The following is a 21,807-nucleotide window of genomic DNA, read 5'->3' as shown; positions in this document are numbered from 1 at the left end:
TGTGTCGAAGTGTTTGCGCGATCATCGCGCACGCGTTCGCATGATCGCACAGAGCCTCGCGGTTTGCCGCCCCAAGAAGCCGGGCGCGCCCTACGCTCGGCCAAACCCTTTCGGAGACACGAACCCATGCGCACCCAGGTCGCCATCATCGGCGCAGGCCCCGCCGGCCTTCTGCTCGGACAGCTGCTGCACAAGGCAGGCATCGACAACGTCATCGTCGAACGCCAGAGCGGCGACTATGTGCTGGGACGCATCCGCGCCGGCGTGCTGGAACAGGTCACCATGGACCTGCTGGCACGTGCCGGCGTAGACACCCGCGCCAGGGCCGAAGGCCTGCCGCACGAAGGCATCGAACTGCTGTTCAAGGGCGCGCGCCATCGCATCGACATGCACGGCCTCACGGGCGGCAAGCAGGTCACGGTGTATGGCCAGACCGAGGTGACGCGCGACCTGATGGAGGCGCGAGAAGCAGAGGGCCTGGCCACGGTCTACAGCGCAGCCAACGTGAGCCTGCACGATTTCGATTCGGCCAGGCCGCGCGTGCGCTACGAGAAAGACGGCCAGGCGCACGAGATCGAATGCGACTTCATTGCCGGCTGCGACGGCTACCACGGCGTAAGCCGCGCCAGCGTGCCGGCCGATGCGATCCAGACCTACGAGAAGGTCTACCCCTTCGGCTGGCTCGGCGTGCTGGCCGACGTGCCGCCGGTGTCGCACGAACTGATCTACGCCAACACGGAGCGCGGCTTTGCGTTGTGCAGCATGCGCAGCGCCACCCGCAGCCGCTACTACGTGCAGGTGCCGACCGAAGAGCGCGTGGAAAACTGGAGCGACGAAGCCTTCTGGAACGAACTGCGCTCACGCCTGGACCCCGAGGCCCGCGAGCGCCTGGTGACGGGCCCTTCGCTCGAAAAGAGCATTGCGCCGCTGCGCAGCTTCGTCGCCGAGCCGATGCGCTTCGGCTCGCTGTTCCTGGCGGGCGACGCCGCGCACATCGTGCCGCCGACCGGCGCCAAGGGACTGAACCTTGCGACCGCCGATGTGGGCTATCTCTCGCGTGCGCTCGAGATTTTCTACAGCGAGAAATCGGCCTCCGCGCTCGACCGCTATTCCGATCTGTGCCTGCGCCGCGTCTGGAAGGCCGAGCGCTTCTCGTGGTGGTTCACGTCGCTGATGCACCGTTTTCCCGAGACCGGCGCCTTTGGCCAGAAGATCCAGGAAGCCGAGCTCGACTACCTGGTGCATTCGAAGGCGGCGGCCACCGCGCTGGCGGAAAACTACGTGGGGCTGCCGCTCGAAGACTTCTGAGGCTGCGCCGCCAGCACTTCGTCGACGAGGCGTTGGTCTTCGTCGTAGATCCAGCATTCGGAGAGCCTGTCGTCTCTCACCGCGTAGCGCAGCAGGCGCTCCAGCTCGATCGCCCTGCCCCCATGTTCGAACTGCTCGACGGCGACGATCAGCCCGAAGTGCTCGCCGGCCAGCACATCGCGAATCGACAGCAACCGGCGGTTCGTTCGCTCCTTCACCTGCTTGAGCACGGCAAGGCAGGCCGCCTTGCCGCGGTGTGTGCCGGCCAGTGGACTCCGGCCGAAGTAGTGGAAGACGACTTCGTCGTGGTAGCAGTCGAAGATGGCCTTCAGGTCGTTGGCGACCCAGGCATCCGCGTAGCGTTGCACGACGGCATGGATCGCGCGCGAGGCTGATGTGCTCATCCGGCCTGCGTCTCCAGCGTCTTCTTCATCGCAGCGCCGCCCTGCGCCATCATCGGCTCGATATAAGCGGCAAGCCCGTCGGGCAGCACGTCGGTGATCCACACGAAGCGCGAGCGGCCCTCGCCATGCGCGAACACCTGGGCCGACGCGTGGTGGTGGCTGGCCTTGCCGTCGGTCACCGTATAGGCCAGGCGGTGGTTCGCTTCATCGATGCCCACCAGCAGTTCGCGTGCCACGAGGCCGTTGGCAAAGTGGACGATGCGTGCGCCCTGCCCGTCCAGCTGGCAGCCGGTCAGGAAGCCGGGCGCCAGGCGGGTGTGCACGGCGCCGAAGTCGCGCAGCGCGTCCCAGACCTGCCGTGCATCGGCCTCGACGATGAATTCCTTGTAGATGGTTGCCATGGTGCTTCTCCGTGCCTCAGGGGCAGACGGCCTCCACGTTGTTGCCGTCGGGGTCGATCAGGAAGGCCGCGTAGTAGGTCGGGCTGTAGTCGGCGCGTGGACCGGCGCCACCGTTGTCGGTGCCGCCGGCTTTCAGGCCCGCCTTGTGGAAGGCGGCAACGGCCTTGTGATCTGCCGCGCGGAAGGCGATGTGCGTGCCAGGGCCCTTCGCATCCTTGGCCGCATAGAGCCACAGCGCGGGCGCATCCGCCGGGCCGATGCCGGCATAGCTGTCGTCGTGGGAGCCCAGCACGTGGCCGAGCGGTGCGAGCGCCGCTTCGAAGAAGCGCCGGCTCGCGGCGAGGTCTTTGACTTTCAGTCCGATGTGGTCGTACATGGCGATGACTTTCTGCTCGATGAATGGATCAGGCGGTCATCATCGAGAAGGGCCGTCATGCGGTCTTGGAGAATCTTGCGGTCGCCCTTGGCGGCCTGCCGGAAGCCACGCGGCGACACCCCCGCGGCGCGATGGAAAGTGCGCACGAAGTTGCTCAGGTCGGCAAAGCCCACGTCGAAGGCCACGTCGGTCACGTGCCGGTCGCCATCGGCCAGCAGGCGCGCGGCATGGCGCAACCGGGAGCGCACCAGGTACTGGTGCGGCGTGACGCCGAGCACCTGCGAAAACAGGCGCAGGAAATGGAACGAGCTCAAGCCGGCGTCGGAGGCCGCGCCGTCGAGCCCGATGTCGTCGTGCGAGTGAGCGTCGATCCACATGGCGGCATCGACCGCACGGCGGCGGTCGCGCGCTCCGGCCAGTTGCGGCACCGGCTTGCCGCGCCCTGCCACCACTTCGACGAAGCGGCTGGCAAACCACATGCCCAGCTCGTCCAGCCCGACGTCGCTCTGGCCTTCGGCCGCAACCTGAGCGAGTTCGCCGAGCACCATGAGTTCGGGGAGCGGCGGCAGGCCCGCGGTGCGCCACGTTCGCTGGTCGCCGCCGATCAGGTCGACAAAGCCCGGCGACAGGTGAAACGCCAGGCACTCGTCGCCGCAGATGTGGTGGTCGTGCGTGCACACGTATTCATCGCCCGGGCAGCCCACCAGCACCGAGCCGGCGACCAGCTCGTACGCGTTGCCGCGTGTGCGATAGCCGAAGCTGCCCTTGCGTACGTAAGAGACCGAGTAGCCCTCATGCAGCTCGGTGAAGGGCTTGGCGCCAGGCCCCGCGTCGCAGCGATAGCTGGACACGCGGATCGGGTCGGTCTGCAGTTCGGTGGTGACGAGCATGGCGCGCCCCCTTCGGACACCAGGTCGTTGAAACTCAGTCGACAGTCTGCATGGCTTGCCATACCCGCGACGGGCTCAGCGGCATGTGCAGGCGTGGGGCGCGCGTGGCCAGGCCGTTGCGCGCGAAGGCATCGGCCACCGCATTCACGATGGCCGGCGTGGCGCCGATGGTGCCGAGTTCGCCCACGCCCTTCACGCCCAGCGGGTTGTTGGCGCACGGCGTCGATTCGTCCATTTCCATGTTGAACATGGTGTTGACGATGTCGGCACGCGGAGCGGCGTAGTCCATCAGGCTGCCGGTGACGGGCTGGCCGGTTTCGTGGTCGTACACGACCTGCTCGTACAGTGCCTGCCCAATGCCCTGCACCGCGCCGCCTTCGAGCTGGCCGCGCACGATCATGGGGTTGATCACGCGGCCCACGTCGTTGACGGAGCTGTAGGCCACCACGCTGATCTCGCCGGTGGGCGGATCGATCTCGATCTCGCAGATGTGGCAGCCGTTGGGCCAGGTCGGGCCGGCCACGGTGCTGGTGGAGTCGATGAAGATCTCGCGCTCGGGCTGCTTGCCGGCCAGCGTGAAGAGATCGAGTTCGAGGTCGGTGCCGGCCACGGTGAACACGCCGCGGCTGTAGGTGATGTCGTCGAGCGCGGCCTCGAATTCCTGCGCGGCAAGCTCGCGTGCCTTGTCGATGGTGCGCTCGGCACCGATGCGCACGGCCGAGCCGCCTGTGAAGAGCGAGCGCGAGCCGGCACTGCCGAAGCCGTCGCCGCGGTCGGTGTCGCCGAGCACCACGCGCACCTTGTCGATCGGCACGCCGAAGGCATCGACCGCCAGCTGCGCCAGCGAGGTGGCAATGCCCTGCCCCATGGCATTGACGGCGGAGAACACCTCGATCACGCCGTCGGCCTGCACCGAGACCGTGACGCGTTCTTCGAACACGTTGCCGCCGGTCCATTCGAGAAAGGTGGCGATGCCAAGGCCGCGGTGCTTGCCATGACTCGCTGATTCGGCCGCGCGGGCCTCGAAGCCCTGCCAGTCGGCCAGCGTGAGCGCCTGGTCCATCACCGACTCGAAGTTGCCGGTGTCGTAGGTCTGCGCCATCGGGTTCTTGTACGGCATCTGCTCGGGGCGGATGAAGTTGCGGCGGCGCAGCGCGACGCGGTCGATGCCGGTCTGGCGCGCAGCTTCGTCCATCAGGCGTTCGATGGTGAAGATGGCTTCGGGACGGCCCGCACCGCGGTAGGCGCCTGTGGGCGCCGTGTTGGTGAGCACGGCCTTGAAGTGGAAGTCGATGGTCTGGATGTCGTACACACTGGTCTGCACCCAGGGGCCGATCAGCAACTGGATGGCCACGCCGGTGCCGGTGGCGTAGGCGCCCACGTTGGCCAGCGTCTTGATGCGCAGCGCGAGGATCTTGCCGTCGGCATCGAGCGCCATTTCGGCGCGCGCCTCGATGTCGCGGCCATGCGCGCTCGAGAGGAATTCTTCGCTGCGGTCGGCCACCCACTTGACCGGGCGCTTGACCTGCAGGGCCGCGAACGCGACCGCGATGTCTTCGGGGTAGGCGCCGGTCTTCATGCCGAAACCGCCGCCCACGTCCCCCACCACCACGCGCACCTTGTCCTTGGGCAGGCCAATGGCCGCGCACACGGAATCACGCACGCCGGAAGGCATCTGGGTGCTCATGCGAATGGTGAGGCGACCCGTCTCGCCGTCGTGCGCCGCAAGCACGGAGCGCGGCTCGATGGTGAGCGCGACCACGCGCTGGTTGTTCACGTCGAGCGCAACCACGTGGCTGGCCTTTGCAAAGGCGGCCGTTGCGGCTTCGCTGCTGCCATGACGCATCTCTGCTGCAATATTGCCGGAGGCCTCTTCGCACAGTTGCGGCGCGCCTTCGGCGGTGGCGCTGGCCAGGTCGACCACCATGGGAAGGTCTTCGTAGTCGATCACGATAGCTTCGGTGGCATCGCGCGCCTGCTGGATGGTGTCGGCTATGACCGCTGCCACGGCCTCGCCGACGAAGCGCGTGCGCTCGTGGGCAATGGCATGGCGCGGTGGGCTGGCGCTGTCGGAGCCGTCCGCGCGCTTGAAGCCCGCGGCGCCCGGCAAGGGCTTGACACCCGCCTCGGCAAGGTCGGCGCCGGTGATCACTCGCAGCACACCGGGCATGGCCGCGGCCGCGCTCGTGTCGATCGAGAGGATGCGTGCGTGCGGGTACGAGGAACGCAGAAAAACGAGGTGCGCCTGTTCGGGGAGCGTGACGTCGTCGGTGTAGTGTCCGGCGCCTGCCAGCAGGCTTTCGTCTTCGAGACGGCGCACCGCCTGGCCGCTGCCGAAGCGCGTGGGATTGGGTTCAGTGGTCAACGTGGTCCTCTTGTGCTGATCCCCGGCGTGTGCGTGGGCCTGCCTGATCTGCGTGGGTACTGCTGCGAATGCAAGCCGTGCACTATAGAGTTTTCGGCGGGTTTTGTGGTGCCGTGTCGTGTGGGCCGAACCCTCGTGGCGGTGTCGGCCATATGAGATTTTCGCCCAACCGGATAGGGGTTGGCGAAGCCGTGTATACCTACGCCCATGCGACAACTGCCTTGGCTCGAACCCGGAGACGCCCTGCCCGATCCCGCTTCCGCGTGGGGTGTGGCCGACCCTGTACCGGGCTTGCTGGCGGCCGGCGGCGCACTCGATGTCGATACTCTGATGCAGGCTTACGGCAACTGCGTCTTTCCGTGGTTCAGCGAAGACCAGCCCATCCTGTGGTGGAGCCCGGACCCGCGCATGGTGCTGCAGGTGGCGCAGTTCAAGCTGCACCGATCGCTTCGCAAGACCTTGATCCGATTTACGGAAACGCCGGGTTGCGAGGTGCGCATCGACCACGATTTTTCGTCGGTCATCGATGCCTGTTCGCGCTCGCCCCGCGTGGGCCAGTCGGGCACCTGGATCGTGCCCGACATGGTGAAGGCCTATACGAATTTGCACGAAGCCGGCCACGCCCACAGCGTCGAGACATGGATCGACGGCAAGCTCGCGGGCGGCCTGTATTGCGTGGCGCTGGGCCGCGCGGTGTTCGGCGAATCAATGTTCACGCGCCAGCCCGACGCCTCGAAGATTGCCCTTGCCGCGCTGGTGTCGCTATGCCGCCACTTCGGCGTGCAGATGATCGACTGCCAGCAGAACACCGCGCACCTGGCCAGCCTCGGCGCCCACGAGATGGCGCGCAAGCGCTTCGTCGCGCATGTGGCAACGGCACGCAAACAAGAGGCTCCACGCTGGCGATTCGAGCCCGTATACTGGACCGAACTCCTGTCCGCGCGACCTCCTTTTTCGACGTGACGCACCTCAAGGACCTCCCGCTTCACACGCTGCAGTTCTATGCGACGGCGCCCTATCCCTGCAGCTACCTGCCGGATCGCCAGGCCCGGTCGCAGGTGGCCACGCCCAGCCACCTGATCCACAACGACGCCTATTCCGACCTCGTGCTCAGCGGCTTCCGGCGCAGCGGCATGTTCACCTACCGCCCCTACTGCGACGGCTGCCGCGCGTGTATTCCGCTGCGGGTGCTGGCGAACGAATTTCGCCCCACGCGCAGCCAGCGGCGGGCCGTGAAGCAGCATGCCAACCTGCAGGCGCGCGTGCTCAAGCTGTGCTTCATGCCCGAGCACTACCAGCTCTACCTGCGCTACCAGAACGGTCGCCACGCGGGCGGCGGCATGGACCACGACAGCATCGACCAGTACACCCAGTTCCTGCTGCAAAGCCGCGTCAATTCGCGGCTGGTGGAGTTTCGCGAAACGCTGCCCGACGGCAGCGCGGGCGCGCTGCGGATGGTGTCGATCCTCGACGTGCTGAACGACGGCATCTCGGCCGTCTACACCTTCTATGAGCCGGACACGAGCGCCGGCTACGGCACGTACAGCGTGCTCTGGCAGATCGAGCAGGCGCGCAAGCTGGGCCTGCCGCATGTCTACCTGGGCTACTGGATCGAGCACAGCGCCAAGATGAACTACAAGGCGCGCTTTTCCCCCCACGAAGTGTTGGTGGATGGTCACTGGCAGGCACCGGGCGATTTCACAAGGTAAAATTGGCGCCCGGTCATCACCGCACAGCGCCATGAGAAAAAACCAATCCGACGTTCCCGCCGTTCCCGTGATCCAGGTGATCGAGCGGATGTTCTCGCTGATCGATGTCCTGGCATCGCGCGAGGAAGCTATTTCGCTGAAGGAGATCAGCGAAAAGACCGGGCTCCACCCCTCGACCACGCACCGCATCCTCAACGACCTCGCGGTCGGCCGCTTTGTCGACCGGCCCGAGGCCGGCAGCTACCGGCTCGGCATGCGCCTGCTGGAACTGGGCAACCTTGTGAAGGGCCGGCTCAACGTGCGCGACGCCGCCCTGGGCCCGATGCGCGAACTGCACAAGCTCACCCAGCAGCCGGTCAACCTGAGCATGCGCCAGGGCGATGAAATCGTGTACATCGAGCGTTCGTACAGCGAACGCTCGGGCATGCAGGTGGTGCGCGCCATCGGCGGGCGGGCCGCCCTGCACCTCACCTCGACCGGCAAGCTGTTCCTGGCCGCCGACGACCCGCAGCGGGTGCGCAGCTACGCCACGCGCACGGGCCTGGCCGGCCACACGCGCAACAGCATCACGCAGCTGCCGGCGCTCGAACGCGAGCTGTCGAAGGCGCGGCAGTACGGCATTGCCCGCGACAACGAAGAGCTGGAGCTGGGCGTGCGCTGCATGGCCGCCGGCATCTACGACGACCAGGGCAAGCTGGTGGCGGGGCTGTCGATTTCTGCCCCGGCCGACCGACTGGACGAAGGCTGGTTGCCCAAGCTGCAGGCCACGGCCAACGAGATCTCGGGGGCGCTCGGGTTCAAGGATGGGGCACCGGTCACGCCGCCGCCCGCGAACGGCGGTGCTTCGACGACGGGCACCTGATCGGCGCGCCGACCAGGCCATCAAACCCGATCGGCTCCGCCAAATGAAAAGGCCCGCGTTGCGGGCCTTTTCTGTTTGTCCTTCCCGGTGGCTCTCTCAGCCGGCAACCTGGTAGCTGGCCGCACGGGAAGCCGCCGGCGAACCGATGGAATGCGTGGCTTCGACCCAGCGGCGCACGCGCTCCGCATCGGCAATGCGGCTGAACTTGCCGGCCGAATCCAGGAACACCATGATCAGCTTGCGTCCGGCGACCTTCGCCTGCATCACGAGGCACTGGCCGGCTTCGGAGATGTAGCCCGTCTTCTGCACGCCGATTTCCCAATCGGGGCTCTTCACGAGGCGGTTGGTGGTGTTGAACTGCAGCACGCGGTTGCCGACTTCGACCTGGTATTCAGGCGAGGTGGAAAGCGAACGCACGGTGGCGTCGGAGTAAGCGGCATTGACCAGCAGCGCCAGGTCTTGCGCGCTCGACTGGTTGCGGCTCGACAGGCCGGTGGGCTCGACGTAGCGTGTGTCCTTCATGCCGAGCATCTTGGCCTTGGCATTCATGATGCTCACGAACGTGGTCAGGCCACCCGGGTAGGTGCGGCCCAGCGCGTGCGCGGCGCGGTTTTCGCTCGACATCAGCGCCAGGTGCAGCAGTTCGCCGCGCGACAGCGTGGAGCCGACCGTCAGCCGCGAACGGCTGCCCTTTTCGGTGTCGACGTCGTCCTGGGTGATGGTGATGAGCTCGTCGTTCGGCAGATGGGCTTCGCTGATCAGCAGGCCGGTCATGAGCTTGGTGAGCGAGGCAATCGGCAGCACAGCGTGGTCGTTCTTGCTGAACAGCACTTCGTGCGTGTCCTGGTCGATGACCAGCGCCACGCTCGACTTCAGGTCGAGCACGTCCTCGGTGCCATGCAGGCCGGCCATCTGGCCGAAGGACTGGCGCGCGGGCGCCTCGACGCGAACCACCGAGCGGCGCTGCACGGCCACCACGGTCTTGCCGTTCTTCTTGCGGATGGTGGCAACCACGTTGCGCCCCCCGCGAACGACCTTTTCTACTTTTTCATTTTTCTCGGCCCGGCCGCCGCGCTGGGCGACGGCAGCAGTGCGCGCACCCTTGGCGGACGCGTTGCGCTTGACCTCGACCGGCACCGGACCCTTCGCCTTCTTGGAGGCGGCGGCGTTGGCGGTCTTGGCGGCAGCGGGCTTTTCTTTCTTTGCGGCCTGGGCGCCAGGCAGCAAAAACGCCGTGGCGCACAGCGCGACGGCGATGAATTTGAACGCGGGTAGAAACCGCTGGCTGGAAACTCGGCGGAGACGGGCTTCAGGCATTAATAAATCTCCAGCGGCGACAAACGAGGACCGCAGTGTATCGAAATCAAAAAAGACACGCAATATCAGTTACTTGCATCCTCTTCTTCAATCGAATACCAAGGAACGCCTGAAAACCTAACCTTGCGCTGCCACTCTCTCAGCTTGGCTCTGTAACTTGTTGAGCGCACTCAAATAAGCCTTTGCCGAGGCGACCACGATGTCTGGGTCTGCACCCACACCGTTGACCACCCGCCCTGCGTTTTGTAACCGGACTGTAACTTCTCCCTGGCTTTCCGTCGAGCCACTGATGGCGTTTACAGAGTAAAGAACCATTTCGGCGCCGCTCTTGACGTGCGACTCGATGGCCTTGAGGGAAGCATCCACCGGGCCATTCCCGTCGGACTCGCCGGTCACTTCCTTGCCCTGGACGGTGAACACGACTGTCGCCTGGGGGCGCTCGCCGGTTTCGCTGTGCTGGGAGAGAGAGACGAAAGCAAACTGCTCACCAACGTTCGACACCTCTTCCGCGCTGACGAGCGCGAGGATGTCTTCGTCGAAAATTTCAGACTTGCGGTCGGCCAGCTCCTTGAAGCGGGAAAACGCGGCATTGATGTCGGCTTCGCTGGCCATGGTCACGCCCAGGTCGTTCAGGCGCTGCTTGAAGGCATTGCGGCCGCTGAGCTTGCCCAGCACGATCTTGTTGGCCGTCCAGCCCACGTCTTCGGCCCGCATGATCTCGTAGGTGTCGCGCGCCTTGAGCACGCCGTCCTGGTGAATGCCGGAGGCATGCGCAAAGGCATTGGCGCCCACCACCGCCTTGTTGGGCTGCACCACGAAACCGGTGGTCTGGCTCACCATGCGGCTCGCGGCCACGATGTGCTGGGTGTCGATACGCAGGTCGAGCCCGAAGTAGTCCTTGCGGGTCTTGACCGCCATGACCACCTCTTCGAGCGAGCAATTGCCCGCGCGTTCGCCCAGACCGTTGATGGTGCATTCGACCTGGCGGGCGCCGCCGATCTTCACGCCGGCCAGCGAATTGGCCACGGCCATGCCGAGGTCGTTGTGGCAATGCACCGACCAGATCGCCTTGTCGCTGTTGGGCACGCGCTCGCGCAGCATCTTGATGAAGTTGCCGTACAGCTCGGGAATGGCGTAGCCGACGGTGTCGGGCACGTTGATGGTGGTGGCGCCTTCGTTGATGACGGTTTCGATCACGCGGCACAGGAAGTCGGGGTCGCTGCGGTATCCGTCTTCGGGGCTGAACTCGACGTCGGCCACCAGGTTGCGCGCAAAGCGCACGGCCAGCTTGGCCTGCTCATGCACCTCGTCGGGCGACATGCGCAGCTTCTTTTCCATGTGCAGCGGCGACGTGGCGATGAAGGTGTGGATGCGGCCACGCGCCGCGCCCTTCAGAGCCTCGGCAGCGCGCGAGATGTCGCGGTCGTTGGCGCGAGAGAGGCCGCACACCGACGCATCCTTGATGGCATCGGCAATCGCCTTGACGGCCTCGAAGTCGCCGTTCGAGCTGGCAGGGAAGCCGGCTTCGATGACGTCGACCTTGAGCCGCTCCAGCTGCTTGGCGATGCGCATCTTTTCGTCGCGCGTCATCGAGGCGCCGGGCGATTGCTCGCCATCGCGCAAGGTGGTGTCGAAAATTATGAGTTGGTCAGCCATCGTGAATCTCCTTTGTTCGTTTCCACCTTGCGCACCCCGTGGAGGGAGCGTCAGGCGACTTCAACCGCCGATTGTGCGCTGCGCGCGCCCCGGCTCCGCGCCCGCTCCACGCCCGAGACGATGGCCTTCAGAGACGCAGAGATCACGTTGGCATCGATGCCGACGCCGAACAGGGTCTGCGATTCGTCGACGCGCAGCTCGAGGTACGCCACCGACTTCGCATCGGCGCCGGCGCCGATGGCGTGCTGGTGGTAGTCCATCACGCGCACCGTGTGGCCGGTGGCCTTGCTCAGCGCCTGCGTGAAGGCATCGATGGGCCCGTTGCCGCGGCCTTCGATGGCGCGGATCTCGCCGTCCCATGGCAGGTCGCCACGCAGCACCACGGAGGCATTGGCGCCCTCGCCTTCTTCCTCGATCACGCGGTGCTGCAGCGAATGGGCGGTCTCGATGCCGTATTCGCGCACGAACAGGTCCCAGAGGTCGGCCGCGGTGAGTTCCTTGCCGGCCACGTCCATCACGCGCTGCACGGTCTGCATGAATTCCATCTGCAGGCGGCGCGGCATCTCGATGCCGTACTCGCTTTCGAGCAGGTAGGCCATGCCGCCCTTGCCCGACTGGCTGTTGACGCGGATCACGGCTTCGTAGCTGCGGCCCACGTCCTTCGGATCGATCGGGAGGTAGGGCATGTCCCAGATGTCGCCTTCCTTGCGCGCAGCAAAGGCCTTCTTGATCGCATCCTGGTGCGAGCCCGAGAACGAGGTGTAGACCAGGTCGCCCACGTACGGATGGCGCGGGTGCACGGGAATCTGGTTGCAGTGCTCGACCGTGGCACGGATCTCGTCGATGTTCGAGAAATCGAGTTCCGGCGACACGCCTTGCGTATAGAGGTTGAGCGCGACGTTCACGAGGTCGAGGTTGCCGGTGCGCTCGCCGTTGCCGAAGAGGCAGCCTTCGATGCGCTCTGCGCCGGCCATCAACGCCAGCTCGCCCGCGGCCGTGCCGGTGCCGCGGTCGTTGTGCGGGTGCACGCACAGAATGATCGAATCGCGGCGCGCCAGGTTGCGGTGCATCCACTCGATCATGTCGGCAAAGATGTTCGGCGTGGAATGCTCGACCGTCGTGGGCAGGTTGACGATGCACTTGTGCTCGGGCGTCGGCGCCCAGACTTCGGTGACCGCATCGACCACGCGCTTGGAAAACACGACATCGGTGCCCGAGAACATTTCAGGCGAATACTGGAAGGTCCACTTCGTGGCCGGCTGCTTGGCAGCGAAGTCGTTGAACATGCGCGCATGGCTGCTGGCGAGCTCGACGATCTGGTCTTCGTTCATGCCGAGCACCACGCGGCGCATCACCGGGGCCACTGCGTTGTACAGGTGCACGATGGCACGCGGTGCGCCCTGCAAAGATTCGAAAGTGCGTGCAATGAGGTGGTCGCGTGCCTGCGTCAACACCTGGATCGTCACGTCGTCGGGAATGCGGTCTTCTTCGATGAGCTTGCGCACGAAGTCGAATTCGACCTGCGAAGCGGAAGGAAAGCCGACTTCGATTTCCTTGAAGCCGATGGCCACGAGCGTCTCGAACATGCGCATCTTGCGGGCGATGTCCATGGGCTCCACCAGCGCCTGGTTGCCATCACGCAGATCGGTCGACAGCCAGATCGGGGCCTTGGTCAGCACGGCATCGGGCCAGGTACGGTCCTTGAGGCCGATCGGGGCGAATGCGCGGTATTTGGCTTGAGGTTGCTTGAGCATGTCGATTTCTCTGTAATGGTTGGTAATCAACCAGCAACCCCAAAAAACAAACGGCCCGTTGCTGGTGCGAACGGGCCGTGGTGAGGGATTTGCGCGTGCGCTACCGTCTCCGCCCGTGAGGGAGGGCTAGTAGGGCCAGCAGCGAAATCTTGGTCATGAGGGTTGCGAATGTAGCACAGCCTTTGCGGGCTTGTGAAGGCCCGCGGGCTCGCTCAGTTATGCAGGCCGCGTTCGTCGGGCTCTTCGGTCGACGTGCTGATCACGCTGGCCGGCTGGCCCTTGGCCTTGCGCCATCCGTAGACCACATAGCCGCTCAGGCCGTAGATGACGAAGAGACCGAACAGCACCGTCGGCGGATGGATGTTGATGACCGCGATGCCCAGCGCGATCAGCACGATCGCGGCAAAGGGCACGCTCTTCTTCATCTGGATGTCCTTGAAGCTGTAGAACGGCGCGTTGGTGACCATCGTCAGGCCCGCATACAGCGTGAACGCGAAAGTGACCCAGGTGATCTGCGTCCACGAGAGATACAGCACCTCGCCGCCGCGCTTGCCCCACTCGTCCACCAGCCAGATGAAGCCAGCCACCAGCGCTGCCGCCGCGGGCGAAGGCAGGCCCTGAAACCAGCGCTTGTCGACCACGCCGGTGTTGACGTTGAAGCGCGCCAGCCGCAGTGCCGCGCAGGCGCAGTACACGAAGGCCGCGATCCAGCCCCAGCGGCCCAGGCCCTTGAGCGACCACTCGTAGGCGATCAGCGCGGGCGCGGCACCGAACGACACCATGTCGGACAGCGAATCCATCTGCTCGCCGAACGCGCTTTGCGTGTTGGTCATGCGCGCGACGCGGCCATCGAGGCTGTCGAGAATCATCGCGGCGAACACGCCGAGCGCCGCGAGATCGAAGCGCGCGTTCATGGCCATCACGACCGAATAGAAACCGCCGAACAACGCCGCCAGCGTGAACAGGTTCGGCAGGATGTAGATGCCTTTGCGGCGTTTGCGCGGCTGCACCTCGTCGGGAACCGTATCGTCATGCATTGAATTTGCCTCCGTCCCTCGTGGGCACTGCGCGGTCAGCTATCCATTCGATAGCGTCTTGGTCTGTGGGTCGCATGGTTCGCAGTGTAGTTCAGGGGATGCTTTGCCCCCGTCAAACAAAAGGGCCACCGCGACGGGTGGCCCTTGGGAAACGGGTGCCGAAGCACCCTTTGCCAGCAAGATCAGTTGCGGGTCTGGTCGACCAGCTTGTTCTTCTTGATCCAGGGCATCATCGCGCGCAGCTTTTCACCGACAACTTCGATCTGGTGCTCTGCACCCAGGCGACGGCGGCTGATCAGCGTGGGCTGGCCGGCGGCGGCTTCGAGCACGAAGCTCTTTGCGTATTCGCCGGTCTGGATGTCCTTCAGCACTTGCTTCATGACCTTCTTGGTCTCGTCGGTCACGATGCGCGGGCCCGTGACGTACTCGCCGTATTCGGCGTTGTTCGAGATCGAGTAGTTCATGTTGGCGATGCCGCCTTCATAGATCAGGTCGACGATCAGCTTGAGCTCATGCAGGCATTCGAAGTACGCCATTTCGGGCGCATAGCCAGCTTCCACCAGCGTTTCGAAACCAGCCTTGATCAGCTCGACCGTACCGCCGCACAGAACCGCTTGTTCGCCGAACAGGTCGGTTTCGGTTTCTTCGCGGAAGTTGGTCTCGATGATGCCGGCCTTGCCGCCGCCGTTGGCGGTGGCGTAGCTCAGCGCGAGGTCACGCGCCTTGCCGGTCTTGTCCTGGTGCACGGCCACGAGGTGAGGCACGCCGCCACCTTGCGTGTACGTGCTGCGCACCGTGTGGCCCGGAGCCTTGGGAGCGACCATCCACACGTCGAGGTCGGCGCGCGGCTGCACGAAACCATAGTGCACGTTGAAGCCGTGCGCGAAGACGAGCGAAGCGCCTTCCTTGATGTGCGGGGCCACGTCGTTCTTGTAGACGTTGGCGATCTGCTCGTCGGGCAGCAGGATCATGACCACGTCGGCCGACTTCACTGCGTCAGCGACTTCGGCGACCTGCAGGCCGGCCTTGCCGACCTTGTCCCACGAAGCGCCGCCCTTGCGCAGGCCGACCACGACCTTGACGCCGCTGTCGTTCAGGTTCTGCGCGTGCGCATGGCCTTGCGACCCATAACCGATGATTGCGACCGTCTTGCCCTTGATGAGGCTGAGATCCGCGTCCTTGTCGTAGTAAACCTTCATATGCGTCTTTCCTATTTAATCTCTGGCACCCCCTCGCGGGGGTGCCGTTCACTCACAGTTGGCCGGAAGAATTCCGGTCCTTCATTTGCTGGTTGATGGACACGAGGTTGTCGTGAATGCGGAACAGCAGGATCAGCAATTCGCTGTAGACGCGAACCATGATCGCGCCGAAGACCAGAATGGCGAGGCCGGCAAGCACCCCTCTGAGGCCGCCGCTGAAAAGCGTGCCGACCCCGGTAATCAATACCCCGATCAATCCCAGGAAATACAGTACCCGGATGACGATAGGGGTCACCATCTTGTCGAAGCCCAGCAAGTCTTGCATTACCTTCTCCTCATGTCGTGTTGATAAACGATGAAACTGAGGGGATCTTCACCCCCTACACGCGCAGGATGCGCTCGCCGCGCCCGATGCCGCTGGCACCGGTGCGGACAGTCTCGAGGATAGCGCTACGGTCGATCGCTTCAAGAAAAGCGTCGTTTTTACCGTGATCGCCGGTGAGTTCGATGGTGTAGCTCTTGTCCGTCACGTCGATGATGCGGCCGCGAAAAATCTCGGCCATGCGCATCATTTCCTCGCGCTCCTTGCCCACCGCGCGCACCTTCACCATCATGAGCTCGCGCTCGGTGTAGGCGCCTTCGGTGAGATCGACGACCTTCACGACTTCGATCAGGCGGTTCAGGTGCTTGGTGATCTGCTCGATCACGTCATCGGAACCGGTCGTGACGATGGTCATGCGCGAGAGGCTCGGGTCCTCGGTCGGCGCGACGGTCAGCGATTCGATGTTGTAGCCACGGGCCGAAAAAAGGCCCACCACGCGGGAAAGAGCACCCGGCTCGTTTTCCAGCAGCACTGCAATGATGTGTTTCATGTTTGCGTGACTCCTCTTTTCGCCGCCCTCCCCCGCGCACGGTAATGCGCGGGCTTGGCGGGCAATAGATTCGTCAGTGAAGAGTTAAGCGAATGCGCCGAAGATCGGTCAGAGATCTTCGGAACCCAACAGCATCTCGGTGATGCCCATGCCGGCCTTCACCATCGGGAACACGTTCTCGGTGGGGTCGGTACGGAAGTCCATGAACACCGTGCGGTCCTTGAGCTTGCGTGCTTCGCGCAACGCGGGCTCCACGTCTTGTGGACGCTCGATCAGCATGCCGACGTGGCCATAGGCCTCGGCGAGCTTCACGAAGTTCGGCAGTGCATCCATGTAGCTGTGGCTGTAGCGGCCGGAGTATTCGATCTCCTGCCACTGGCGCACCATGCCCAGGTAGCGGTTGTTGAGCGAGCAAATCTTGATCGGCGTGTTGTATTGCAGGCAGGTGGAGAGTTCCTGGATGCACATCTGCACCGAGCCTTCGCCGGTGATGGTGAACACTTCCGAATCGGGCTTTGCCAGCTTGATGCCCATGGCGTACGGAATGCCGACGCCCATGGTGCCCAGGCCACCCGAATTGATCCAGCGGCGCGGCTCGTCGAAGCGGTAGTACTGCGCGGCCCACATCTGGTGCTGGCCCACGTCCGACGTGATGTACGCGTCGGCGTCCTTGGTCATGTTCCAGAGGGTCTCGACCACGTACTGCGGCTTGATGACGTCCTTGTTGTCGCGGTCGTACTTGAGGCAGTCGCGCGAACGCCAGGCCTCGATGGTCTTCCACCAGTCGGCCAGCGCACCGGCGTCGGGCTTGGTGGTGCTCTCGCGGATCATCGAGATCAGCTCGGTGAGCACGTCCTTCACGTCGCCGACGATCGGGATGTCGACCTTCACGCGCTTGGAGATGCTCGACGGATCGATGTCGACGTGAATGATCTTGCGTTCGTTCTGCGCGAAATGCTTGGGGTTGCCGATCACGCGGTCATCGAAGCGCGCGCCCACGGCCAGCAGCACGTCGCAGTTCTGCATCGCGTTGTTGGCTTCGATGGTGCCGTGCATGCCCAGCATGCCGAGGAACTTGCGGTCGCTCGCCGGGTAGGCGCCCAGGCCCATCAGCGTGTTGGTGACCGGATAGCCCAGCATGTCGACCAGCGTGCGCAGTTCGTTGCAGGCATTGCCCAGCAGCACGCCGCCGCCGGTGTAGATGTACGGACGCTTGGCCGCCAGCAGCAGCTGCAGCGCCTTGCGGATCTGGCCGCCGTGGCCCTTGCGCACCGGGTTGTACGAGCGCATCTCGACCTTGTCGGGATAGCCGGCGTAGGGCACCTTCTTGAAGGAAACGTCCTTGGGCACGTCCACCACCACCGGGCCCGGACGGCCGCTGCGTGCGATGTGGAAGGCCTTCTTCATCGTCATGGCCAGATCCTTCGGATCCTTGACGAGGAAGTTGTGCTTGACGATGGGACGGGTGATGCCGACCGTGTCGCATTCCTGGAAAGCATCGAGGCCGATGGCTGCCGTCGGCACCTGGCCCGAGATGATCACCATCGGGATCGAGTCCATGTACGCCGTGGCGATGCCGGTGACCGCATTGGTCAGGCCGGGGCCGGAAGTGACCAGCGCCACGCCCACTTCGCCGGTGGCGCGCGCATAGCCGTCGGCCGCATGAACGGCGGCCTGCTCGTGGCGCACCAGCACGTGCTGGATGGTGTCCTGCTTGTAGAACGCGTCGTAGATGTAGAGAACCGCGCCGCCGGGATAGCCCCAGACGTACTGAACGCCTTCGGCCTGCAGTGCCTTGATCAGCACTTCAGCGCCCATGAGCTCTTGCGTGGTGTTGCCGGCGCCTGAGGACGCAGCGGCTGCGGAAATGATTTCCGCCTTGGAGATTTCCATGATCAACCTTTGTTTATTTCGGGAACGAAATACCTTGGGTGCCCCTTGCCAACCCTTGTGAGGCCGCGCCAGGACTTGAGGCCATGGCCATGAGCGGACTGATGTTCCGCCGGACCTTGACCCGTTTGCCTTTTGACTTGCAGGGCGGATTATGACATTTCCGGGCGTTCAGATTCGCTTCAGCTGTCGTGTAAAGACACAAAGGCATAATCCCCGGCGGTAAACATACGCGATCGCCAGACACATCTTCCCCACGCGGCGCCCCTTGCGCCCCTTCTCGCTTGGCCACTGAACAAGAACTCTCCGACTTCCTGAAAAGCGTCGAACGGCGCGCTTTCAAGCGCTCGGTCTATCACGTGCGGGACGAAGAAGCGGCGCTCGACATCGTGCAGGACAGCATGATGAAGCTGGCGCAGCACTACGGCGACAAGCCGACCAACGAGCTGCCGATGCTGTTCCAGCGCATCCTGTCGAACTGCACGCTCGACTGGTTCCGCCGCCAGAAAACCCGCCGCGCCCTGTTCTCGAACCTCAGCGACTTCGATTCCGTCGACGACGACGGAGATTTCGACCTGCTGGAGAACTTCGTCTCGCCCACCGACTCTAGGGAAACGGAGAGCGCCGAAGACACGACCCGCCGCGCCCAGGTCTTCCACGAGATCGAGGAGCAGATCGCCGCATTGCCGGGCCGTCAACGCGAGGCTTTCCTGATGCGTTACTGGGAGGAAATGGACGTCGCAGAGACGGCCGCCGCGATGGGCTGCTCCGAAGGCAGTGTCAAAACCCATTGTTCGCGAGCCGTTCACGCTCTGAGCAAGGCGCTCAAGGCCAAGGGAATATCGCTATGAACACTAAGGTTCCAACCTCATCGTCAACCGCCGCCGAAGACCAGTTCGGACAGCGCCTGGCTGCCCGCCTGTCGAGCGGCAACAGCGAGCTGCCGCACGACATCGGCGAACGCCTGCGCGTGGCGCGCGCCCAGGCCGTGGCCGCGCGCAAGCTGCCGCCGCAGTTGCGAACTGCGCCCGTCGTGGTGCAGTCGGGCCATACCGCCGTGCTGGGTGGCAGCTGGTGGACCCGCATCGGTTCGGTGGTGCCGCTGATCGCGCTCGTGGCCGGACTCATCACCATCAGCGTGATGCAGGACGACGACCGCGCCAGCGAACTGGCCGAAGTCGATTCCGCGCTCCTGACCGGCGACTTGCCGCCTGCCGCCTATACCGACCCTGGTTTTGCCCAATTCCTGAAGGCCGACAGCGCCTCCGACTGAACTTCTCACCGAACGAATGCGACGCCGCTCCACCCCCAGCGCGAACACCCCCCGCCCGTTGCGCCCGCTCCCGGCGGGCGCAGTCGTTTGGGCGGGCGCGCTTGCAGTCGCCGCCTTCGGCCTCACGCTGGCCCAGGCCCACGCCCAGATCCATCCCGAGGCATCGGCAAAGGCCACTGGCGCAGCGGCATCGGCAACCTCTTCCGCGGCGGCCACGAGCCCCAAGGCCGTGTCGCCCACCAAGCCGCTCTGGAGCGAGCTCACCGCCGAGCAGCAGCAAGCGCTGAAGCCGCTAATTCCGCACTGGAACACCCTGAACTCGGGGCAAAAACGCAAGTGGCTGGTGCTGTCGCGCAACTACGCGAGCATGTCGGCCGAAGACCAGGTCACCCTGCACAGCCGCATGATCGAATGGGCGGCCCTGAGCAACCAGCAGCGCGCCCAGGCTCGCCTGAACTTCGCCGAGGTCAAGCGCATTCCCGCCGACGAGCGCAAGGTCAAATGGGAGCAGTACCAGGCCTTGAGCGAAGAAGAAAAGCGCAAGCTCGCCGAGAGCGCCCCGGCAAAGCCCCGCGGCGCGGCCATTCCGGTGCGCCCAGTTTCCGCGCAAAAGCTCGTTCCCGTGCCAGCCGTCACGCCGAGCGGGCAGCACACGCCAAGAAACCTGCTGGCACCGCCGCCGGCCCCGACAACGGCACCGGCGACGATCATGGTGGCCTCGCCCCCGGAGCGCGCCCCCGCAAGCACAACAAGCGCCACGATGCCTCCGGCGCCCTCCCCGGCGGCGAGCGTCACACCCCAGCCGGTGCCGGCCGAAGCCCAGGTGCCAGCGCCTTCCTCGGCGACCGAGCCGTCTTCCTCCGCCCCCTGACCCAAGGCTTCGATGGTTTCCAGTACGCCCGAGGCTTCGGGACCAGATCAGCCCGCTCCCGCCTCCATCACGAGCAGCACCTTTGCTTCAACGGTGCCCGGCCTCTGGCGCCGCATGGCCTGCTGGCTCTACGAGGGCATGCTGCTGTTCGCCGTGGCCATGACGGCCGGTTGGCTTTTCAGTGCGCTCAGCCAGATGCGCAATGCCGTCGATGAAACACGCCGCCCGCTGCTGCTGGCCTACCTGTTCGTGGTGTTCGGCGTGTACTTCATCTGGTTCTGGAGCAAGGGCCAGACGCTGGGCATGAAAACCTGGAACATCCGCATCGTCGACACGCAAGGCCGCCCGGTCACCCAGTTGCGCGCCTTTTTCCGCTACGTGCTGAGCTGGATCTGGCTGCTGCCGCCCCTAGCACTTCACCCCCTGATGGGCGTGCCCGTGGTCGAAACGCTGGTCCTGCTGCTCGGCTGGATCGCCGTCTGGGCCCTGCTCGCACGTTTTCACCCCGACCGCCAGTTCTGGCACGACGCCTGGGCCGGTACGCGGCTCATCACCTCCAAACCGATGAGCCGCCGATGAGTGCCTTGCCCGACCTGCCCGATCCCGCCGTCAACCCGCAGAAGGCCCGCAAGGGTTTCGAGCGCGTCTGGCATGCCACGCTGATCTCGCTGCACGGCCTGCGTGCCGGTTGGAGCGAACCCGCCTTTCGCCAGGAAGCCATCCTGTCGATGGTGATGATTCCGGCGGCCTTCTGGCTCGGGCGCAGCTGGGTCGAAGTGGCACTGCTCGCGGGCAGCGCCATCCTGGTGATGATCGTCGAGCTGCTCAACACCGCCGTGGAAGCCGCCATCGACCGCATCGGTCCCGAATGGCACGACCTTTCCAAGCGCGCCAAGGACATGGGCAGCGCCGCCGTGCTGCTGTCGCTCACGCTGTGCGGGGGCATCTGGGTCGCCGCGCTGTGGCAACGCTTCATGTCATGAGAAGGCCCGCGGGCTGCGGCATGATGGCGGGATGAATCCTGAATTTTCGATCTGTGTGTATTGCGGCTCGCGCCCCGGCGAGCGCCCCGAGTTTTCCCAGGCCGCGCAAGCGGTCGGCCAATGGATCGGCCAGCACGGCGGCCAACTGGTCTACGGCGGCGGCCGCACCGGCCTGATGGGCACGGTGGCCGAGGCCACACGCACCGCCGGCGGCCGCGTCGTCGGCATCATTCCCAAGGCACTGGTCGACAAGGAGCTTGCCAACCCGCTGTGCGACGAGCTGCACGTGGTCGACACCATGCACGAGCGCAAGGCCATGATGGGCGAACGCGCCGACGCCTTCGTGGCGCTGCCGGGCGGCATCGGCACCTTCGAGGAACTGTTCGAGATCTGGACCTGGCGCCAGCTCGGCTACCACGACAAGCCGACCGGCATCCTCAACACCGCCGGCTACTACGACGGACTGCTGGGCTTCCTGGCGCACAGCGTGCGCGAGGGCTTCATGGGCGAATGGCAGATGGAACTGATTCGCACCGGCACCGATGCGACCGAACTGCTGACGGCCCTGCGCGCCGAGGTGCCGCTCCATCCGCGCGAAGACAGGCTGTCGGAAAACCTCTGACGCCTGCCTTCAACGAAC

23 protein-coding genes are annotated in these 21,807 nt (G+C 64.9%); 10 read left to right on the top strand and 13 right to left on the bottom strand.

Translation table 11 applies throughout. From position 1 onward, the window contains the following. The first annotated feature begins 126 nt into the window (after nt 1-126). On the top strand, nt 127-1,308 hold the full coding sequence (gene pobA, locus DBV14_RS05145; RefSeq protein ID WP_124458113.1) for a 4-hydroxybenzoate 3-monooxygenase: 1,182 nt from the start codon (nt 127-129) through the stop codon (nt 1,306-1,308). Here pobA and DBV14_RS05140 read toward each other — a convergent pair. Genes DBV14_RS05140 through DBV14_RS05120 form a run of 5 tightly spaced genes read right to left on the bottom strand, consistent with a single transcriptional unit; the run spans nt 1,278 to nt 5,744 of the window. Next, nucleotides 1,278-1,712 carry a nuclear transport factor 2 family protein gene (locus tag DBV14_RS05140; protein WP_124458112.1) on the bottom strand — a complete coding sequence of 145 codons (435 nt, stop codon included), beginning with the start codon at nt 1,710-1,712 and terminating at the stop codon, nt 1,278-1,280. The two genes, pobA and DBV14_RS05140, sit on opposite strands and share 31 nt — an antisense overlap. Continuing rightward, nucleotides 1,709-2,113, bottom strand: a complete 405-nt coding sequence (locus DBV14_RS05135) for an SRPBCC family protein (protein ID WP_124458111.1) — start codon at nt 2,111-2,113, stop codon at nt 1,709-1,711. Before DBV14_RS05135 ends, DBV14_RS05140 begins: the two co-directional genes overlap by 4 nt. Nucleotides 2,114-2,129: 16 nt before the next feature. Beyond that, a complete protein-coding gene (locus tag DBV14_RS05130) occupies nt 2,130-2,489 on the bottom strand; it encodes a VOC family protein (protein ID WP_124458110.1) in 360 nt (119 codons plus the stop codon). Next, nucleotides 2,468-3,379, bottom strand: coding sequence for a helix-turn-helix transcriptional regulator (locus tag DBV14_RS05125; protein WP_124458109.1), 912 nt, complete (start codon nt 3,377-3,379; stop codon nt 2,468-2,470). Before DBV14_RS05125 ends, DBV14_RS05130 begins: the two co-directional genes overlap by 22 nt. A gap of 34 nt (nt 3,380-3,413) precedes the next feature. Further along, entirely contained in the window at nt 3,414-5,744 is a 2,331-nt protein-coding gene (locus DBV14_RS05120; RefSeq protein WP_124458108.1) for a xanthine dehydrogenase family protein molybdopterin-binding subunit, read from the bottom strand. A 207-nt stretch (nt 5,745-5,951) separates the two neighbouring features. Between DBV14_RS05120 and aat the strand changes: the two genes are divergently transcribed. From aat to DBV14_RS05105, 3 genes are read left to right on the top strand one after another with little or no spacing between them, the layout of a single operon-like run. Continuing rightward, complete coding sequence (aat, locus tag DBV14_RS05115) at nt 5,952-6,707, top strand: leucyl/phenylalanyl-tRNA--protein transferase (RefSeq protein ID WP_124458107.1); 756 nt, start codon at nt 5,952-5,954, stop codon at nt 6,705-6,707. Then, on the top strand, nt 6,704-7,453 hold the full coding sequence (locus tag DBV14_RS05110) for an arginyltransferase (RefSeq protein ID WP_124458106.1): 750 nt from the start codon (nt 6,704-6,706) through the stop codon (nt 7,451-7,453). The genes aat and DBV14_RS05110 overlap by 4 nt, the downstream gene beginning before the upstream one ends. 31 nt (nt 7,454-7,484) lie before the next feature. Continuing rightward, nucleotides 7,485-8,315, top strand: coding sequence for an IclR family transcriptional regulator (locus DBV14_RS05105; protein ID WP_124458105.1), 831 nt, complete (start codon nt 7,485-7,487; stop codon nt 8,313-8,315). Between the two features lie 96 nt (nt 8,316-8,411). Here DBV14_RS05105 and DBV14_RS05100 read toward each other — a convergent pair whose 3' ends face one another. The 8 genes from DBV14_RS05100 to DBV14_RS05065 all read right to left on the bottom strand — a co-directional run bounded on the left by DBV14_RS05100 (nt 8,412) and on the right by DBV14_RS05065 (nt 18,043). Continuing rightward, nucleotides 8,412-9,632, bottom strand: a complete 1,221-nt coding sequence (locus DBV14_RS05100; protein WP_124458104.1) for a serine hydrolase — start codon at nt 9,630-9,632, stop codon at nt 8,412-8,414. A 117-nt stretch (nt 9,633-9,749) separates the two neighbouring features. Further along, complete coding sequence (locus DBV14_RS05095; protein WP_124458103.1) at nt 9,750-11,288, bottom strand: 2-isopropylmalate synthase; 1,539 nt, start codon at nt 11,286-11,288, stop codon at nt 9,750-9,752. Between the two features lie 50 nt (nt 11,289-11,338). Beyond that, nucleotides 11,339-13,042: a 2-isopropylmalate synthase gene (gene leuA, locus DBV14_RS05090; protein ID WP_124458102.1), complete on the bottom strand. Its 1,704-nt coding sequence runs from the start codon at nt 13,040-13,042 to the stop codon at nt 11,339-11,341. Between the two features lie 212 nt (nt 13,043-13,254). Then, complete coding sequence (gene pssA, locus DBV14_RS05085) at nt 13,255-14,079, bottom strand: CDP-diacylglycerol--serine O-phosphatidyltransferase (protein ID WP_124458101.1); 825 nt, start codon at nt 14,077-14,079, stop codon at nt 13,255-13,257. Nucleotides 14,080-14,261: 182 nt separating this feature from the next. Continuing rightward, a complete protein-coding gene (ilvC, locus tag DBV14_RS05080; protein WP_093240696.1) occupies nt 14,262-15,278 on the bottom strand; it encodes a ketol-acid reductoisomerase in 1,017 nt (338 codons plus the stop codon). Between the two features lie 52 nt (nt 15,279-15,330). Then, nucleotides 15,331-15,603 carry a DUF4282 domain-containing protein gene (locus tag DBV14_RS05075; RefSeq protein WP_124458100.1) on the bottom strand — a complete coding sequence of 91 codons (273 nt, stop codon included), beginning with the start codon at nt 15,601-15,603 and terminating at the stop codon, nt 15,331-15,333. Between the two features lie 55 nt (nt 15,604-15,658). Next, the gene (ilvN, locus tag DBV14_RS05070) at nt 15,659-16,150 is read right to left on the bottom strand and encodes an acetolactate synthase small subunit (RefSeq protein ID WP_124458099.1); all 492 of its coding nucleotides are present in this window, start codon (nt 16,148-16,150) and stop codon (nt 15,659-15,661) included. A 108-nt stretch (nt 16,151-16,258) separates the two neighbouring features. Next, nucleotides 16,259-18,043 carry an acetolactate synthase 3 catalytic subunit gene (locus DBV14_RS05065; RefSeq protein WP_124458098.1) on the bottom strand — a complete coding sequence of 595 codons (1,785 nt, stop codon included), beginning with the start codon at nt 18,041-18,043 and terminating at the stop codon, nt 16,259-16,261. 281 nt (nt 18,044-18,324) lie between these two features. Here DBV14_RS05065 and DBV14_RS05060 point away from each other — a divergent pair, with 281 nt between their 5' ends. From DBV14_RS05060 to DBV14_RS05035, 6 genes are read left to right on the top strand one after another with little or no spacing between them, the layout of a single operon-like run. Next, a complete protein-coding gene (locus DBV14_RS05060) occupies nt 18,325-18,891 on the top strand; it encodes an RNA polymerase sigma factor (RefSeq protein WP_124458097.1) in 567 nt (188 codons plus the stop codon). Beyond that, the gene (locus DBV14_RS05055; protein WP_124458096.1) at nt 18,888-19,313 is read left to right on the top strand and encodes a DUF3619 family protein; all 426 of its coding nucleotides are present in this window, start codon (nt 18,888-18,890) and stop codon (nt 19,311-19,313) included. Before DBV14_RS05060 ends, DBV14_RS05055 begins: the two co-directional genes overlap by 4 nt. A gap of 58 nt (nt 19,314-19,371) precedes the next feature. Further along, a complete protein-coding gene (locus DBV14_RS05050; protein WP_260396819.1) occupies nt 19,372-20,184 on the top strand; it encodes a DUF3106 domain-containing protein in 813 nt (270 codons plus the stop codon). A gap of 12 nt (nt 20,185-20,196) precedes the next feature. Next, nucleotides 20,197-20,763 carry an RDD family protein gene (locus tag DBV14_RS05045; RefSeq protein WP_124458094.1) on the top strand — a complete coding sequence of 189 codons (567 nt, stop codon included), beginning with the start codon at nt 20,197-20,199 and terminating at the stop codon, nt 20,761-20,763. Continuing rightward, nucleotides 20,760-21,167 carry a diacylglycerol kinase gene (locus DBV14_RS05040; RefSeq protein WP_124458093.1) on the top strand — a complete coding sequence of 136 codons (408 nt, stop codon included), beginning with the start codon at nt 20,760-20,762 and terminating at the stop codon, nt 21,165-21,167. The genes DBV14_RS05045 and DBV14_RS05040 overlap by 4 nt, the downstream gene beginning before the upstream one ends. Before the next feature lie 31 nt (nt 21,168-21,198). After that, on the top strand, nt 21,199-21,789 hold the full coding sequence (locus DBV14_RS05035; RefSeq protein ID WP_124458092.1) for a TIGR00730 family Rossman fold protein: 591 nt from the start codon (nt 21,199-21,201) through the stop codon (nt 21,787-21,789). The last annotated feature ends 18 nt before the right edge of the window (nt 21,790-21,807 follow it).

Origin of the sequence: Variovorax sp. KBW07 (genome assembly GCF_003852515.1) — a bacterium.
GTDB lineage: Bacteria > Pseudomonadota > Gammaproteobacteria > Burkholderiales > Burkholderiaceae_C > Variovorax.
Note: the sequence above shows the minus strand (reverse complement) of the source record. Positions and strands in the feature narration are given on the sequence as shown.

Bases quoted from the DNA above. Each gene is read 5' to 3' on its own strand.
- DBV14_RS05040 (WP_124458093.1), top strand. From the start codon at position 20,760: ATGAGTGCCTTGCCCGACCTGCCCGATCCCGCCGTCAACCCGCAGAAG.
- DBV14_RS05035 (WP_124458092.1), top strand. From the start codon at position 21,199: ATGAATCCTGAATTTTCGATCTGTGTGTATTGCGGCTCGCGCCCCGGC.
- DBV14_RS05065 (WP_124458098.1), bottom strand. From the start codon at position 18,043: ATGGAAATCTCCAAGGCGGAAATCATTTCCGCAGCCGCTGCGTCCTCA.
- DBV14_RS05125 (WP_124458109.1), bottom strand. From the start codon at position 3,379: ATGCTCGTCACCACCGAACTGCAGACCGACCCGATCCGCGTGTCCAGC.
- ilvN (WP_124458099.1), bottom strand. From the start codon at position 16,150: ATGAAACACATCATTGCAGTGCTGCTGGAAAACGAGCCGGGTGCTCTT.
- DBV14_RS05055 (WP_124458096.1), top strand. From the start codon at position 18,888: ATGAACACTAAGGTTCCAACCTCATCGTCAACCGCCGCCGAAGACCAG.
- DBV14_RS05095 (WP_124458103.1), bottom strand. From the start codon at position 11,288: ATGGCTGACCAACTCATAATTTTCGACACCACCTTGCGCGATGGCGAG.
- DBV14_RS05130 (WP_124458110.1), bottom strand. From the start codon at position 2,489: ATGTACGACCACATCGGACTGAAAGTCAAAGACCTCGCCGCGAGCCGG.
- aat (WP_124458107.1), top strand. From the start codon at position 5,952: ATGCGACAACTGCCTTGGCTCGAACCCGGAGACGCCCTGCCCGATCCC.
- leuA (WP_124458102.1), bottom strand. From the start codon at position 13,042: ATGCTCAAGCAACCTCAAGCCAAATACCGCGCATTCGCCCCGATCGGC.
- DBV14_RS05140 (WP_124458112.1), bottom strand. From the start codon at position 1,712: ATGAGCACATCAGCCTCGCGCGCGATCCATGCCGTCGTGCAACGCTAC.
- ilvC (WP_093240696.1), bottom strand. From the start codon at position 15,278: ATGAAGGTTTACTACGACAAGGACGCGGATCTCAGCCTCATCAAGGGC.
- pobA (WP_124458113.1), top strand. From the start codon at position 127: ATGCGCACCCAGGTCGCCATCATCGGCGCAGGCCCCGCCGGCCTTCTG.
- pssA (WP_124458101.1), bottom strand. From the start codon at position 14,079: ATGCATGACGATACGGTTCCCGACGAGGTGCAGCCGCGCAAACGCCGC.
- DBV14_RS05105 (WP_124458105.1), top strand. From the start codon at position 7,485: ATGAGAAAAAACCAATCCGACGTTCCCGCCGTTCCCGTGATCCAGGTG.
- DBV14_RS05075 (WP_124458100.1), bottom strand. From the start codon at position 15,603: ATGCAAGACTTGCTGGGCTTCGACAAGATGGTGACCCCTATCGTCATC.
- DBV14_RS05045 (WP_124458094.1), top strand. From the start codon at position 20,197: ATGGTTTCCAGTACGCCCGAGGCTTCGGGACCAGATCAGCCCGCTCCC.
- DBV14_RS05100 (WP_124458104.1), bottom strand. From the start codon at position 9,632: ATGCCTGAAGCCCGTCTCCGCCGAGTTTCCAGCCAGCGGTTTCTACCC.
- DBV14_RS05135 (WP_124458111.1), bottom strand. From the start codon at position 2,113: ATGGCAACCATCTACAAGGAATTCATCGTCGAGGCCGATGCACGGCAG.